Annotated in this window: 15 protein-coding genes; 2 read left to right on the top strand and 13 right to left on the bottom strand. The window is 72.7% G+C overall.

The window, feature by feature from the left end; genetic code table 11:
• Nucleotides 1-55 precede the first annotated feature (55 nt).
• Together D6B71_RS04225 and D6B71_RS04220 are read left to right on the top strand one after the other, a co-directional pair.
• A complete protein-coding gene (locus D6B71_RS04225) occupies nt 56-1,012 on the top strand; it encodes a serine protein kinase RIO (RefSeq protein WP_121252337.1) in 957 nt (318 codons plus the stop codon).
• Between the two features lie 77 nt (nt 1,013-1,089).
• On the top strand, nt 1,090-2,199 hold the full coding sequence (locus tag D6B71_RS04220) for an LOG family protein (protein ID WP_121252335.1): 1,110 nt from the start codon (nt 1,090-1,092) through the stop codon (nt 2,197-2,199).
• Here D6B71_RS04220 and D6B71_RS04215 read toward each other — a convergent pair.
• From D6B71_RS04215 to rpsB, 13 genes are all read right to left on the bottom strand, one after another.
• On the bottom strand, nt 2,187-2,969 hold the full coding sequence (locus D6B71_RS04215) for a hypothetical protein (RefSeq protein ID WP_121252333.1): 783 nt from the start codon (nt 2,967-2,969) through the stop codon (nt 2,187-2,189). The genes D6B71_RS04220 and D6B71_RS04215 overlap by 13 nt on opposite strands.
• Complete coding sequence (locus tag D6B71_RS04210) at nt 2,966-3,961, bottom strand: vWA domain-containing protein (protein WP_121252331.1); 996 nt, start codon at nt 3,959-3,961, stop codon at nt 2,966-2,968. The genes D6B71_RS04215 and D6B71_RS04210 overlap by 4 nt, the downstream gene beginning before the upstream one ends.
• Nucleotides 3,958-4,956 carry a vWA domain-containing protein gene (locus tag D6B71_RS04205; RefSeq protein WP_121252329.1) on the bottom strand — a complete coding sequence of 333 codons (999 nt, stop codon included), beginning with the start codon at nt 4,954-4,956 and terminating at the stop codon, nt 3,958-3,960. The genes D6B71_RS04210 and D6B71_RS04205 overlap by 4 nt, the downstream gene beginning before the upstream one ends.
• Nucleotides 4,947-5,441, bottom strand: coding sequence for a hypothetical protein (locus D6B71_RS04200; RefSeq protein ID WP_121252327.1), 495 nt, complete (start codon nt 5,439-5,441; stop codon nt 4,947-4,949). Before D6B71_RS04200 ends, D6B71_RS04205 begins: the two co-directional genes overlap by 10 nt.
• A complete protein-coding gene (locus tag D6B71_RS04195) occupies nt 5,425-6,312 on the bottom strand; it encodes a DUF58 domain-containing protein (RefSeq protein ID WP_121252326.1) in 888 nt (295 codons plus the stop codon). The genes D6B71_RS04200 and D6B71_RS04195 overlap by 17 nt, the downstream gene beginning before the upstream one ends.
• Nucleotides 6,313-6,327: 15 nt before the next feature.
• Nucleotides 6,328-7,359, bottom strand: a complete 1,032-nt coding sequence (locus D6B71_RS04190) for an AAA family ATPase (RefSeq protein ID WP_121252324.1) — start codon at nt 7,357-7,359, stop codon at nt 6,328-6,330.
• 85 nt (nt 7,360-7,444) lie between these two features.
• Nucleotides 7,445-8,665 carry a dual-specificity RNA methyltransferase RlmN gene (gene rlmN, locus D6B71_RS04185; RefSeq protein WP_420846291.1) on the bottom strand — a complete coding sequence of 407 codons (1,221 nt, stop codon included), beginning with the start codon at nt 8,663-8,665 and terminating at the stop codon, nt 7,445-7,447.
• Between the two features lie 26 nt (nt 8,666-8,691).
• Nucleotides 8,692-9,138 (bottom strand): hypothetical protein, encoded by a 447-nt coding sequence (locus D6B71_RS04180; RefSeq protein WP_206051553.1) that lies wholly within the window; start codon nt 9,136-9,138, stop codon nt 8,692-8,694.
• Between the two features lie 76 nt (nt 9,139-9,214).
• Nucleotides 9,215-10,090 carry a phosphatidate cytidylyltransferase gene (locus tag D6B71_RS04175; protein ID WP_121252322.1) on the bottom strand — a complete coding sequence of 292 codons (876 nt, stop codon included), beginning with the start codon at nt 10,088-10,090 and terminating at the stop codon, nt 9,215-9,217.
• Between the two features lie 21 nt (nt 10,091-10,111).
• Nucleotides 10,112-10,666: a ribosome recycling factor gene (gene frr / locus D6B71_RS04170; RefSeq protein ID WP_206051581.1), complete on the bottom strand. Its 555-nt coding sequence runs from the start codon at nt 10,664-10,666 to the stop codon at nt 10,112-10,114.
• Between the two features lie 94 nt (nt 10,667-10,760).
• On the bottom strand, nt 10,761-11,474 hold the full coding sequence (gene pyrH / locus D6B71_RS04165; protein WP_121252318.1) for a UMP kinase: 714 nt from the start codon (nt 11,472-11,474) through the stop codon (nt 10,761-10,763).
• Between the two features lie 137 nt (nt 11,475-11,611).
• Nucleotides 11,612-12,424 (bottom strand): translation elongation factor Ts, encoded by an 813-nt coding sequence (gene tsf, locus D6B71_RS04160; protein WP_121252316.1) that lies wholly within the window; start codon nt 12,422-12,424, stop codon nt 11,612-11,614.
• 86 nt (nt 12,425-12,510) lie between these two features.
• Complete coding sequence (rpsB, locus tag D6B71_RS04155; protein WP_121252314.1) at nt 12,511-13,491, bottom strand: 30S ribosomal protein S2; 981 nt, start codon at nt 13,489-13,491, stop codon at nt 12,511-12,513.
• Nucleotides 13,492-13,612 lie beyond the last annotated feature (121 nt).

Genomic DNA, 13,612 nt, shown 5'->3' with positions numbered 1-13,612 from the left:
TTCGGCCTGCCCGAGTCCGGCCACTCTCTCTCGAACCACTGGAGCACCCACCGCGATGACCCGCGACCCTCGTCCGTCCCTGACCCCTTCCTCCCTGCCTGACCCGGACCAGCCCCCGCCCGGGCCCGTCGACCAGTCGGCCCACGCCGTCCCGTCCGACTTCGCGGACAGCGACCTCGACCCCGCGTTCGTCTTCGACTTCCGCGCCTACGACGACCCGGGCGACGGCCAGCGCTGGTCGACCTGGTTGAGCGTCGAGCCGTTGTGCCGTGGCCCCGAGCCCCGTCCGGAGTGGGTGGTGACCTCACAGGGCGCCGTGGACACCGACCTGGGCGTGCTGAAGACCGGCAAGGAGGCCGACGCCCACCTGGTGGAGCGGGCCGTCCCCGGCTCCGACGCCGTCGGCGAGAGCGTCGTCATGGTGGCCAAGCGCTACCGGGGCGAGGAGCACCGCACCTTCCACCGCTCCAGCTCCTACACGGAGGGCCGGCGCACCCGCAACAGTCGCGATGCCCGGGCGATGGCCAAGAAGACCGCGCACGGCCGAGCGGTGGCCGCAGGCCAATGGGCCTGGGCCGAGTGGCAGGCTCTGCTCCGCTGCCACGAGCTGGGCCTGCCGGTGCCCTATCCGGTCCAGATCGACGGCACGGAGCTGCTGATGGAGTGGATCACCGTCGAGCGCGACGGCGTGCTCGAGACCGCTCCACGGCTGGCGCAGGTGCGTCCGGACCGAGCGCTGCTGGGCTCCTACTTCGACCAGGTGCGGGAGGTCCTCACCGAGCTGGCCCGGCACGGTCTGGTGCACGGCGACCTGTCGGCCTACAACATCCTGGCCGCCGACGACCGGCTCGTGGTCATCGACCTGCCCCAGATCGTGGACCTGGTCGGCAACCCGGCGGGGCCGGACTTCCTGCTGCGCGACTGCGCGAACGTCTGCGCCTGGTTCCGCGGTCGAGGCCTGGACGTCGACGAGCACGAGCTCTTCGGGGAGCTGCTGGCCCAGGCGTACTGACGGGCCGACCATCCCGAGTCCTCCTGGCCGAGCGAGCGCCGCGAGCTGCACGCTTTCCCGGCGGGTAGGTTCGGCGGGTGAGGCGAACACGAGGGCGTGTGGTGCACGTGGAGTCGCTGGCCGACTTCGACCGACGGATCGGGTCCGGCGCCCGCACCCTGGCCGGGTGGCGGGTGCGGGGGCTGGACCTGTCCGGGCGCGGCGAGGTGCTCGACCGCTGTCACGTGGCCGGTGCCTCGTTCCTCGGTTGCACGCTCTCCGCCGGCCAGGGCAGCCGGCTGATGGCGGCCGGAGCGCTGGTGCTGCCGGCGATCCCCGACGTGCCGGTCGACGTCTACCGCAGCCGCCTCTACACCGCCGAGGAGCTCTACGCGGCGAGCGGAGGGGGCACCAGGTACGCCGGGTCGCTCGACGGGCGCGCCTACGCCTGGTCCCAGCACGCGTTCGACCCGGCCGAGGCGATGGCCCAGTCGCTGCACGACCACGCGATCGACCAGGCTCTCGAGGCGTGGCTTCCCGGTCGGCGGGTGGCCGGCGTGATGGGCGGTCACGCGCTGCACCGGGGCTCGGCGGGCTACGCCGCGGCCGCCCGGCTCGGTCGTGAGCTGGGCCGAGCCGGCCTGGTCGTGGCGACGGGCGGCGGCCCCGGGGCGATGGAGGCCGCCAACCTGGGCGCCCGGCTCGCCGGCGTCGCCGACGGTGACCTCGCCACCGCCCTCGACGCGCTCGCCGCCGTGCCGTCCTACCGGCCCGACATCGACGCCTGGGCGCGGGTCGCGTTCGAGGTGTGCCAACAGCATGGAGCGACGGGCGAGACCCTGGGCATCCCCACCTGGCACTACGGGCACGAACCGCCCAACGTGTTCGCGACCCAGGTGGCGAAGTACTTCCGCAACGCGGTCCGCGAGGCGATCCTGGTGCAGATCTGCGACGCCGGGATCGCGTTCCTGCCCGGCGCCGGCGGCACCGTGCAGGAGATCTTCCAGGACGGCTGCGAGAACTACTACGCAGACGAGAGCTCGGTCGCCCCGATGGTGCTGGTCGGCGAGCGCTACTGGACCGAGGAGGTCCCGGCGTGGCCGCTGCTGCGCTCGCTGGCGCAGGGCAGGCTGATGCAGCAGCGGGTGCACCTGGTCGACAGCGTGCAGGACGCCGCCGCCCTCCTCGCCGCCGATCACCAGGCGTAGTCCTCGTCCGGGTCGTCGGGGTCGTCGGGGTCGTCCGGCTCGTCGGGGTCGTCCGGCTCGTCCGGGTCGTCCGGATCGTCTGGGTCGTCGGGGTCGTCGGGCTCCGGCGGCGGCCGGTCGCGGCGCTGCTCGTCGCGCTGTTGGGCGCGACGGTCCTGCTCCTCGAGCCGTTCGATGCGCTCGCGCTGCTCGGCGTCGAGCCGCTCCCGGCGCAGCCGCTCACGCTCGGCCAGCGCGTCGCGGATCTTCTCGGCCAGCCGTTCGTCGGTGGTGCGCGACTCCTCGGTGACCTCGGGCGCCTCCTCCAGCACCCGCTCGGTGCAGCGGCCGCCCGCCAGCGCGGAGCGGGCATCGCGCCAGGCGTCCTCCGCGGCGTTCGAGCCGGGGCTGCGTGCCTGGTCGCCGAGGCGTTCGCGGGTGAGCGCGATGTTCAGCCGGACCAGGCACTCGTGGTCCGCGGGCACCTCCCGGAGCGCGTCCTGGTAGTCCTCCAGCGCCGAGTCGAGCTCGTCGAGCCGGAAGTGCGCGTTGCCCTCGTTGAACGGCGCGATCCAGGGCTCGACCGCCCCGAGCCACCGGTTGGCGGCGAAGTCACCGCGCGCCTGCCGGTAGTCCCCGTCACGGTAGGCCGAGAGCCCGGCGTCGTTGCGGGCCAAGGTCACCAGCAACCCCGTGGCCACCACCAGGGCGGCCACCGTGGGCAGCAGTCCGGCCAGGAGCAGCCGGTTGCGGCGACGCTGCCGTGGCGACGCCGCCCACCGGCCGTTCATCGTCGCCTCCGCAGCCGCCGGGCCTCGTGGAGGTCCAGCCAGGAGCGCCGCAGCTCGACCAGTAGCAGCGCCAGCAGCGGCAGGCCCAGCACCCAGACGAGCTGCCGGGAGCCGGCCCCGGTGACGCGGATGAGTCGGGCCGGCGGCGTCGCCGCCTCGACCAGGGCGTCGATGTCGAGGCGCTCGCGCGGCACGTAGGTCACCCCCAGCTGGTCGGCCACCGTGCGCAGGTTCTCCTGGTCGCGACGCGACACCGCGGGCGCACCGGTGGTCACGTCGGGGACCAGCACGGATCCGTCCTCGGTGAGCGGCATGGTGGCGCCGGCGTCGGTGCCGTAGCCGACCACCGCGCCACCGTCCACGAGATCGTCCAGCGTGGTGAACGACTGTTGCTCGCCCGACCGGGTGTTCTCCCCGTCGCTGGCGAAGACCACCACGGTATGCCGGTCGGGGTGCTGCCTGCGAGCCCGCTGCAGCACTCGCGACATCAGCTCCAGCGGCCGGTCCACCCGCGACCCCACGCCCTCGGCCGGGTCCTCGCGCCGGAGGGACCGCAGCGTCTGGGCGAAGGCCCGGTCGTCGGTGGTGAACGGGAGCGCGAGCCGCGCCTGCGACCCCCAGGTCAGCACCGCGAGCCGTTCGTCGCCGAACCGCTCGCCGAGCCGGGCCAGGTCCTCGCGCAGCTGGTCGAGCCGTGACTCCCCGCCGCCGGCATCGGGGGCCGACATGCTCACGGTGCGGTCGACGACGAGCAGCAACTGCTGCTCGCGGCGCTCCTCGTACGCCGGCGCGGCACCGGCATAGCCCGGTCCCAGCAGCGCCACCGCGACCACCACGACGACGGCCGCTCGGGCGCCCCAGACGCGCCCGCCGCCGGGCCGGGGATCGCGCCGCCAGGCCAGTGCGAGCAGCGCCAGCCCGGCCACGGCACCCACGAGCACCGCGAGCGCGGGCAGCAACGGCTGCCAGGTCAACCCCGCGGCGCCGGTCATGGTCGCCTCCCCACGGCGGACACGAGCACGAACGCCAGCAGTCCCGCCGCGGCCAACGCCAGCGCGCCACCCGGCTCGTCGAGCATGACCTCGCGCGGCGGCTCCGCGAGACGCCGCCGCTCCAGTCGGTCGACCCTGGCCACCACCCCCGCCACCGCGGACTCGCTGTCGAGGAACGACAGCGTCCCGCCGGTGCGCTCGACGGCCCGGCGCAGCTCGCGCTCGGCCGCCGGGTCGCGTCGCAACGCCGGCACCCCCAGCCCGTGCACCACCACGTCGCGGTCGACGGCCTGGGTCGCGGCCTCGGCGACGGTGTGCACGGGGCGGCCGAACGGACGGTTGTCCGACGCCACCAGGATCACTCGCCCGCGGTCCTCGTCGAGCCGGTCGAAGCCGGTCACACAGGCCGCCAGCCCGTCGCCGAGCTGGGAGGAGCGCACCGTGTCGGTGGCCGTGACGTAGCGCAGCTCGTTGTCGGCGAAGGCGCGCTCCGCCTCGGCCAGCTGCTCGGCCACGAAGTCGCGGTCGTCGGTGAGCGGGAACTTGACCACGGTGGCGCCGTTGAACAGCGTGAGGCCCACCCTGTCGCCCGGGAGCGACTCGACCACGCTCTGCAGGGCGCGCACCACCTCGGCGTTGTAGCGGCTCATCGACCCCGAGGCGTCCAGACAGAGCACGATGTCCCGGTTGGGCGGCTGCTGCTCGACGGTGCGCAACACGGTCGGGCGCGCCACGAGCAACAGGCAGCCGGCCACCGCGAAGAGGAGTGCCAGCGTCTGCAGCGCGGTGCGCAGCAGACGCCGGCGCACCAGCACCCGGAACCTGGGCAGCTCGCGGAGCCGGGAGGTGTGGGCGACCAGCACCTCGCCGGGGAGCGGCTCGGGCTCCGGCCGGCGGCTCCACCACACGAGCGCGCCGACGACCAGCGCGCCGCAGAGCACCGCCAACCCCACCTGGCGCAGCACCAGGTCGGCCGTTCCACCGGTCAGGTCCACGACGCCGAGACCACCTCTCGGGCGAGGGCGAGCGCCTCGTCGAACGCCGCGGCGGCCGCGGCGGGGTCGTCCGGGGCGAACTCAGGCGGATAGATCACCTCGAGCGCGGCCACCACCACCGGCAGGTCGAGGGCGCGCAGGTCGGCGAGGGTGAGCGTCGTCGCCGGGACCCGCGAGGTCTGCTCCACGAACGACCGGGCCACCTCGCTCAGGCCGCGGAAGGCCGCGCGGAGGTCGAGGCTGCCGTCGTGGGCCGCCGCCGCCACCGCCTCGAGCCGGGCCAGGTGCTCGGCCCGGACCGTGGCCAGATCCGGTTCGGAGCGTGCCGGCGTCGCGCGGACCCGGAGCGGGCGCCCCCACCACAGCACCACGGCGTACCACAGCACGACCAGGGCGATCAGCGCCCAGGCCGCGACCGTCCAGATCCCGGCGTAGTCGACGGGGGCGGCGATGTCGCCACCGGCCGCCTCAACGCCGGCCGGCACGCCGCTGCCTCTCCAGGAGCCGCAGCACGGCCGTGACGGCCGAGGCGTGGTCGTGCACGTGCTGGTGGACCACGCCGAGTGCGTCGAGGCGCTGCTGCCGGCGCGCCCGGTGGTCCTGGACCGCCTGGGCGTGCTGGGCAGCGAGCACCCGGTCGCGGCGCAGCCAGGCGGGAACGGGCTGTCCGGTGTCGATGTCGCGCAGTCGGCGCTCGCCGGGCACCGCCGTCGGATCGAGGTCGCCGATCGTCACCAGCATCACCTCGTGCTGCACCCGGAGCCGGCGCAGGGCGAGCTCGGCCGGCTCGTCGAGCTCGGTCTCGTCGCACACCACCAGCAGCACGGTCCGGCGCCGGACCGTGCGCACCACGTGCCCCAGCAGGGCGGCCAGGTCCGTCGGCCCCGCGCCCGGGGTGATCGCGTCGTACGCCGCCGCGAGGCACCGCTCCAGGTGTGCCTCGCCGGCGAGGGGGCGCAGGGCCCCCCGCGACTCCGCGTTCCCGTGCACCAACGCCACCAGGTCGCCGTGCCGGACCGCGAGATGGCCGACCAAACCGGCCACCAGCACGGCGAGGTCGCGCTTGGCGACCTCCAGGTCGTTCATCGCGGCCATGCTGCGACCGGTGCCGACCACCAGTTGCACGGTGAGCTTGCGGGCTGCGTGGTAGCGGCGCACCAACGGGGTACGAGCGCGCGCGGTCGCCTTCCAGTCGAGGTCCTTGACGTCGTCGCCGCGGACGTACTCGCGCAGGTCGTTGAAGTCGGTGCTGCGTCCGGGGTGGAGGGAGATCCACTCCCCCTCCAGCCGGCCGCGCACCCGCCGGTGGGCGTGCACCCGCAGCGCGGCGCGGACCGAGGGCACGTGTCGGGCCATCGCGTCAGCGTGCCGTCACGGCGTCGGGACGGCCGCGAAGACCGCGTCGATCACCGTCTCGGGCCGGATGCCGTCGGCGAGCGCCTCGAAGCTCAGGTGCACCCGGTGCCGCAGGACGCTGTGCCGCAGGGCCCGGACGTCCTCGGGGATCACATGGTCACGGCCGTCGAGCACCGCGAGGGCCCGGGCGACGTGGAAGAACGAGATGGTCCCGCGCGGGCTGGCCCCGACGTCGACGTAGCCGCCGAGCTCGGGCCCGAGCACCCGGCCGGTGTGCCGGGTCGCGTCGACGAGGTCGACGATGTAGCGCTTGACCGCGGCGTCGACGTACACGCGAGCGACGATGTCGTGCAGCTCGGCGACGTCGGGCAGGTCGATCGCCGCGGGCGTCGCCCGGGCCTCACGACCCAGGGTGCCGTCGGCGATCCGGTCGAGCACCCGCACCTCCTCGTCGGGGGTGGGGTACTCGACGACCTCCTTGAGCAGGAACCGGTCCATCTGCGCGTGCGGCAGCAGGTAGGTGCCCTCCTCGTCGATCGGGTTCTGGGTCGCCAGGACCACGAACGGCGTCGGGAGCGGGTGGATCTCGCCGGCGATCGAGGTCTGCCGCTCCTGCATCGCCTCCAGCATCGCCGACTGCGTCTTGGCGCTGGCCCGGTTGATCTCGTCGAACAGCACGAAGTTCGCGTGCACCGGCCCGAGCTGGGTCTCGAACTCGTGGCTGCGGGGGTCGTAGACCTGGGTGCCGATGATGTCGCTGGGCAACAGGTCGGGCGTGCACTGCACGCGCGCGAAGTCGGCGTGGACGGCGCGGGCCAGCGTGGAGGCCGCCAGCGTCTTGGCGAGACCCGGAACGCTCTCGAGCAGCACGTGGCCCTCGGCCAGCAACGAGACCAGCAGCACCGTGCGCAGCCGCTCCTGTCCGACCACCCGATCGGAGAAGGCGCGCGAGACGCGCCCGAGCAGGTCGCCGGCCCGGGCCAGCTCGTCGGGGGTGATGGCCGGTCCCGTGGCGCCACCGTGGCGCCGTGTCGTCTCCGCCGTCATCGCCCCCACGCCATCCTCGACCCGTTCCGTCGATCCGAACCCTATGCGGTCCCACCCAGGGTGCGCGCACCCCGCCGGGCCGGGCTCAGCCCTCGGTCGCCGCCAGCTGGCCGCAGGCGCCGTCGATCTCACGGCCGCGGGTGTCGCGCACGGTGGTCGGGATCCCCTTCGCCTCGAGCCGGCGCACGAACTCGCGCTCGTCGCGCGGGTCGGAGGCGGTCCACTTCGAGCCGGGCGTGGGATTGAGCGGGATCAGGTTGACGTGCACCCACCCCCAGTCGCCGTAGGAGAGCAGGACGTCGGCCAGCAGGTCGGCGCGCTCGGCCTGGTCGTTGATGCCGCGCATCATGGCGTACTCGATGGAGACGCGGCGCTTGGTGGTCCGGGCGTAGTTCCAGGCCGCCTCGACCGTCTCGGCGACCGAGAACCGGGTGTTGATCGGCACCAGCTCGTTGCGCAGCTCGTCGTCCGGGGCGTGCAGGCTCAACGCCAGCGTCACCGGGATGCCCTCCTCGGCGAGCTGGTTGATCCGCGGCACCAGCCCCACCGTCGAGACCGTCACGCCTCGCGCCGACATGCCGAGCCCGCTCGGTGCCGGGTCGGTCAGCCGGCGGACCGCGCCGATCACCGCCTTGAAGTTGGCCAGCGGCTCTCCCATGCCCATGAAGACGACGTTGGAGACCCGTCCTGGTCCGCCGGGCACCTCGCCGCGGTCCAGCGACCTGGCACTCGCCACCACCTGCTCGACGATCTCGGCAGTCGACATGTTGCGCTGCAGGCCACCCTGGCCGGTCGCGCAGAACGGGCAGGCCATGCCGCAGCCGGCCTGGCTCGAGACGCAGACCGTGGCCCGGTCCGGGTAGCGCATCAGCACCGACTCCACCAGCGCGCCGTCGAAGAGCTTCCACAGTGTCTTGCGGGTGGTGCCGCGGTCGGCCTCCATGGTGCGCAGCGGCGTCATCAGCGGCGGCAGCAGCGCCGCCACCAGCTCCGCGCGCTGGGCCGCGGGCAGATCGGTCATCTCCTCGGGGTCGTCGACCAGGCGGGAGAAGTAGTGGGTCGACAGCTGCTTGGCCCGGAACCCGGGCTGGCCCAGCCCGGAGACGTGCTCGGCCCGCTCGTCGAGGGTGAGGTCGGCCAGGTGCCGAGGCGGCTTGCGCCGGCCGCGCGGCTCCTCCATGACGAGCGGCAGCGCGGCGGCGCCCGGGGCTGGCGTCGGCGCCGGAGCGGCGGACGCGTCGGAGCCGGCCGAGTCGGCGGCCGTGGGTGCGGGGACCGGGCGGGAGGGGGAAGGCAGGTCGGACATAGGTCTCGATCATCCCTCGGGGGTGGTCAGCTGCGGTAATTCACCAGGTACCAGAGCACGGCGGCGGCGACCCCGCCCACCACGAGAGCGGTCGCCACGACGCCGAGCGCCATGTAGCGCCCGAAGGTGCGGGTGCGCGGCACGACCACCAAGGTGACCGGCACCGCCAGCGTCACCAGCACGAACGGGAACAGCGACTCGGCGGTGTCGGTGTCGAACAGCGCGCCCAGCACAGCGGCGTACGTGCCGGGCACCAGCAGGATGAACAGCAGCCCGGTGAAGAAGCCGCTCAGCGGCGTGAACGTCGGGTGGTCGCGGTGCCACCAGTCGGGCGGCTGAGCCGCGGCCTCACTGGACGAGGTGGGGTCGCCGGCGGTCTCCTCGGGGGAGGCTGCGTCCGGGGCAGGTCCGACCGCGGGGGCCGGCGCCTCGGCGGGCTGCTCCAGCGAGTCCCCGCCTCGCGTGCTGTCCATGGGGCCAGCATGGCACCGGCCGATGCGCTCGGTGCAAAGACGGCGGGGTGTGTCGCGGGCTGCGGGCGGAGCCGGCTCAGAAGACCAGGTAGTGCAGCAGCAGCCAGATCGGCGCGGCAGTGGCGAGCAACGAGTCGAGGCGGTCCATCAGGCCGCCGTGGCCCGGGATCACGTGGCTCATGTCCTTGATGCCGAGGTCGCGCTTGATCACCGACTCGCACAGGTCGCCCAGCGTCGCCATCACCGCCGCGACCAGGCCCAACAGGATGCCGACCCACCAGTCGCCGTCCAGAAGCCAGGTGACCAGGCCCCAGCCCGCGGCCGCGGTGAACAGCACCGACCCCGCGAAGCCCTCCCACGACTTCTTCGGCGAGATGACCGGCGCCATCGGGTGCCGGCCGAACAGCACCCCGGCGGCGTAGCCACCGGTGTCGGAGGCGATCGTCACCAGGATGAACGTGAGGATCGCCTTCACCCCGGCGTCGTCGAGCCCACCCCGGTCGAGCGCCCCGCCCTCGGCGAGCAGGAGCGCCACGAACGAGCCCAGGAACGGGACGTAGACCAGCGCGAAAACCGACGCGGTGGCGTTCTTGACGTAGCCGTCGATGCCTCGTCGCAGCAGCCACAGCATCACCGCCAGGGCCGTGACCGCCGTGGCGGTCACCAGGGCCGGCGCGCCCCAGAAGTAGGCGACCACGACCATGACCACGCCACCGAGCATCAGCGGCTGCTCGGGCAGGTCGATCTCCTTGGCGCGGAAGCCGCGCCCGAGCTCCCAGATCGCGACCACGACCGCGGCCGCGACGATCAGCATGAACGCGGTCTTCCAGAAGACCAGTGACGCCGCGATCGCTGCGAGCAGGACGATGGCCGACGCGAAGGCCGCCTTGAGGTCGCGGCCGGCGCGCCCGTGGTCCTTCTGCGGCGCCGCCGCGGGGGTGGTGTCGGTCATGGAGAGTGTCTGTCCCGGCCCTCAGACCTCGAGCAGCTCGCTCTCCTTGTGCTTGAGCATCTCGTCGATGGCGTCGGTGTGCTTTTTGGTCATGCCGTCGAGTCGCTTCTCGGCACCGGTGACGTCGTCCTTGCCGACCTCGCCGTCCTTCTCGAGCTTCTCGAGGTGCTGCTTGGCGGTGCGGCGCAGGTTGCGCACCGCCACCCGGCCCTCCTCGGCCTTGTGGCGGGCGACCTTGATGTACTCCTTGCGCCGCTCCTCGGTGAGCTCGGGGAACACGCACCGGATCAGCTTGCCGTCGTCGGCGGGGTTGACCCCCAGGTCGGAGTCGCGGATCGCCCTCTCGATGTTCTTCATCGCACCCTGGTCGAAGGGCGAGATCAAGATGACCCGGGCCTCGGGTGCGGTGAACGAGGCCAGCTGCTGGATCGGGGTGGGGGTGCCGTAGTAGTCGACCATGATCTTGCTGAACATGTTCGGGTGCGCGCGGCCCGCGCGGATCGCCGCGAACTCCTCGCGGGTCGCCTCGACCGACTTGTCCATCTTGGTGTCGGCCTCGTTGAGGATGTCGTTGATCACGCCGGGCTCCTGTGCTCTCGTCTCGTCGTGCCGGTGCCAGTGGACCGGCGGTCTGTCGGGTCAGCGACGGGTCTGTCGTCCGCCGTCCGGCTCAGCCGGCGCTGACCAGCGTGCCAATCTTCTCACCCTGGACGACCCGCAGGATGTTGCCCTCCGGCTCCATCCCGAACACCACCATGGGCAGCTTGTTCTCCCCGCACAGGGCGAACGCGGTCTGGTCCATGATCTTCAGGCCGCGCGCGATCGCCTCGTCGTAGCTGAGCTCGTCGAACTTGGTCGCGGTCGGGTCGAGGTTCGGGTCGGCGGTGTAGACGCCGTCGACCCCGCTCTTGGCGACCAGCACCACGTCGCAGCGGCTCTCCAGGGCCCGCTGCACGGCCACCGTGTCGGTGGAGAAGAACGGCATGCCCATGCCAGCGCCGAAGATGACCACGCGCCCCTTCTCCATGTGCCGGATCGCCCGCCGGGGGATGTAGGGCTCGGCCACCTGCCCCATGGTGATCGCGGTCTGCACGCGGGTCTCGATGCCCTCCTTCTCCAGGAAGTCCTGGAGAGCCAGGCAGTTCATCACGATGCCGAGCATGCCCATGTAGTCGGCACGGACCCGGTCCATGCCGCGCTGCTGGAGCTCGGCCCCCCGGAAGAAGTTGCCGCCCCCGGTGACCACGGCGACCTGCACGCCTGCCCGGACCACCGCCGCCACCTCGCGCGCGACCTTCTGGACGACGTCGGGGTCGACGCCGACGCGGCCGCCTCCGAACACCTCACCGGAGAGCTTGAGCAGGACCCGCTGGTATCCGGTCACGGACGGCCTTTCGTGGAAGGTGTGGAGGGGCTGGTGAGCTGCGCCGCGCTGCCCCGACGTGAGGAGGCCGGTCCGATGATCAGTGTCTGAGTCATCGGACCGGCCTCCTCCCAACGTCTGGTGCGCAACCTAACCGATCAGGCTCCGACCTCGAAACGAGCGAAGCGCTGGACGGTGGTGCCGGCCTCGTCGAGAACCGCCTTGACGGTCTTCTTGCTCTCGGTCACCGACGGCTGCTCGAGGAGCACGACGTCCTTGAAGAACCCGTTCAGCCGGCCCTCGGTGATCTTGGCGATCGCCTGCTCGGGCTTGCCCTCCTCACGCGAGGTGGCCTCGGCGATCTCGCGCTCCTTGGCGACCACGTCGGCCGGCACCTCCTCGCGGGTGAGGAAGCGGGGACGCATGGCCGCGATCTGCATCGCGGCTCCCCGGGCGCCCTGCTCCTCGCCGGAGTACTCGACGAGCACGCCCACGGCCGGCGGCAGGTCCGCGGCACGCTTGTGCATGTAGGCGACGACGGGGCCGTCGAAGTAGGCGACCCGGCCGAGCTCGATCTTCTCGCCGATGGTGATCGCGAGGTTCTCGACGACCTCCCCGACGGTCTTGTCACCGAGGGCGACCGCCTTGAGGGCGTCGGTGTCGCCGGCCTTGGCCTCGTTGGCCGCGTCCGCGATCTGCTGTGCGGCGGCGACGAAGTCGTCGCCCTTCGCCACGAAGTCGGTCTCGCACTTCAGCTCGACCAGCGCGCCGCCGGAGGTGGCGACCAGGCCCGCGGAGGCCTCGCGCTCGGCGCCGCGCTCGGCCATCTTCTTGCCCAGCTTGATGCGGATCAGCTCGGCGGCCTTCTCGAAGTCGCCCTCGGCCTCGGTGAGCGCCTTCTTGCAGTCCATCATGCCGGCGCCGGTGAGCTCGCGGAGCTTCTTGACGTCGGCGGCGGAGATGTTCGCCATGGTGTTCTTCCCTGTCGGTCCGGTTCGGTCAGTGGGAGCCGCTCCCAGTGGTGCCCCGACCCACGGGTCGGGCACCTGGAGAGGACTCAGGCCTGGGCGGTCTCGTCGGCCGGGGCCTCGGCAGCGGCCTCGGCGGCCGGAGCCTCGGCGGCGGCGTCCGCAGCCGGGGTCTCGGCAGCGGCCTCCGCGGCCGGAGCCTCGGCGGCCGGGGTCTCGGCGGCCTCGGCGGCGGCGCCGGTGGCCTCGGACGCCGGCGCGTCGCCGGCCTCGCCGCCGGTGGCGGCGACCGCAGCCTGCTCGGCGTCACCGGCCAGCAGCTCGCGCTCCCACTCGGCCAGGGGCTCCTGGGTGGTGCCCTCGGCGCCGGCCTTGGCACCGGAGCGGGCGATCAGGCCCTCGGCGACGGCGTCGGCGACCACGCGGGTGAGCAGGCCGACGGCACGGATGGCGTCGTCGTTGCCGGGGATCGGGAAGTCGACCACGTCGGGGTCGCAGTTGGAGTCGAGGATGCCGACGATCGGGATCCGCAGCTTGCGGGCCTCCTCGACGGCGAGGTGCTCCTTGTTGGTGTCGACGATCCACACCGCGGAGGGGGTGCGCGACATCTCGCGGATGCCGCCGAGCGACTTGTTCAGCTTGTCGCGCTCGCGACGCATCTGCAGCAGCTCCTTCTTGGTGCGGCTGCTGCCGGCCACGTCGTCGAAGTCGATCTCGTCGAGCTCCTTGAGGCGGTTGATCCGCTGGTGCACGGTCTGGAAGTTCGTGAGCATGCCGCCCAGCCAGCGCTGGTTGACGTAGGGCATGCCGACGCGGGTCGCCTGCTCGGCGATCGCCTCCTGCGCCTGCTTCTTGGTGCCGACGAACATGATCGTCCCGCCCTTGGCCACCGTCTCCTTGATGAAGGCGTAGGAGCGGTCGATGTAGGCCAGCGACTGCTGCAGGTCGATGATGTAGATGCCGTTGCGCTCGGTCATGATGAAGCGCTTCATCTTCGGGTTCCAGCGTCGGGTCTGGTGTCCGAAGTGGACGCCGCTCTCGAGGAGCTGGCGCATGGTCACGACTGCCATGGGGGTTCTTCTCCTGGTGGGGGCACGCACGCGAAGATGCGGGCCGGGGTTCTCAGTTGTCGCGGCCGGCGGGTGCCGGTCGCCCTGACGCCCACGCGCGACCCGACCCGAGCCGAGGAGG

The organism is Nocardioides ferulae (assembly GCF_003660455.1).
GTDB classification, from domain to species: domain Bacteria; phylum Actinomycetota; class Actinomycetes; order Propionibacteriales; family Nocardioidaceae; genus Nocardioides; species Nocardioides ferulae.
Note: the sequence above shows the minus strand (reverse complement) of the source record. Positions and strands in the feature narration are given on the sequence as shown.

Excerpts from the sequence above, each read along its gene's own strand:
- D6B71_RS04225 (WP_121252337.1), top strand. The coding sequence starts at position 56 with ATGACCCGCGACCCTCGTCCGTCCCTGACCCCTTCCTCCCTGCCTGAC.
- D6B71_RS04215 (WP_121252333.1), bottom strand. The coding sequence starts at position 2,969 with ATGAACGGCCGGTGGGCGGCGTCGCCACGGCAGCGTCGCCGCAACCGG.
- D6B71_RS04210 (WP_121252331.1), bottom strand. The coding sequence starts at position 3,961 with ATGACCGGCGCCGCGGGGTTGACCTGGCAGCCGTTGCTGCCCGCGCTC.
- D6B71_RS04195 (WP_121252326.1), bottom strand. The coding sequence starts at position 6,312 with ATGGCCCGACACGTGCCCTCGGTCCGCGCCGCGCTGCGGGTGCACGCC.
- D6B71_RS04190 (WP_121252324.1), bottom strand. The coding sequence starts at position 7,359 with ATGACGGCGGAGACGACACGGCGCCACGGTGGCGCCACGGGACCGGCC.
- rlmN (WP_420846291.1), bottom strand. The coding sequence starts at position 8,665 with ATGTCCGACCTGCCTTCCCCCTCCCGCCCGGTCCCCGCACCCACGGCC.
- D6B71_RS04180 (WP_206051553.1), bottom strand. The coding sequence starts at position 9,138 with ATGGACAGCACGCGAGGCGGGGACTCGCTGGAGCAGCCCGCCGAGGCG.
- D6B71_RS04175 (WP_121252322.1), bottom strand. The coding sequence starts at position 10,090 with ATGACCGACACCACCCCCGCGGCGGCGCCGCAGAAGGACCACGGGCGC.
- tsf (WP_121252316.1), bottom strand. The coding sequence starts at position 12,424 with ATGGCGAACATCTCCGCCGCCGACGTCAAGAAGCTCCGCGAGCTCACC.
- rpsB (WP_121252314.1), bottom strand. The coding sequence starts at position 13,491 with ATGGCAGTCGTGACCATGCGCCAGCTCCTCGAGAGCGGCGTCCACTTC.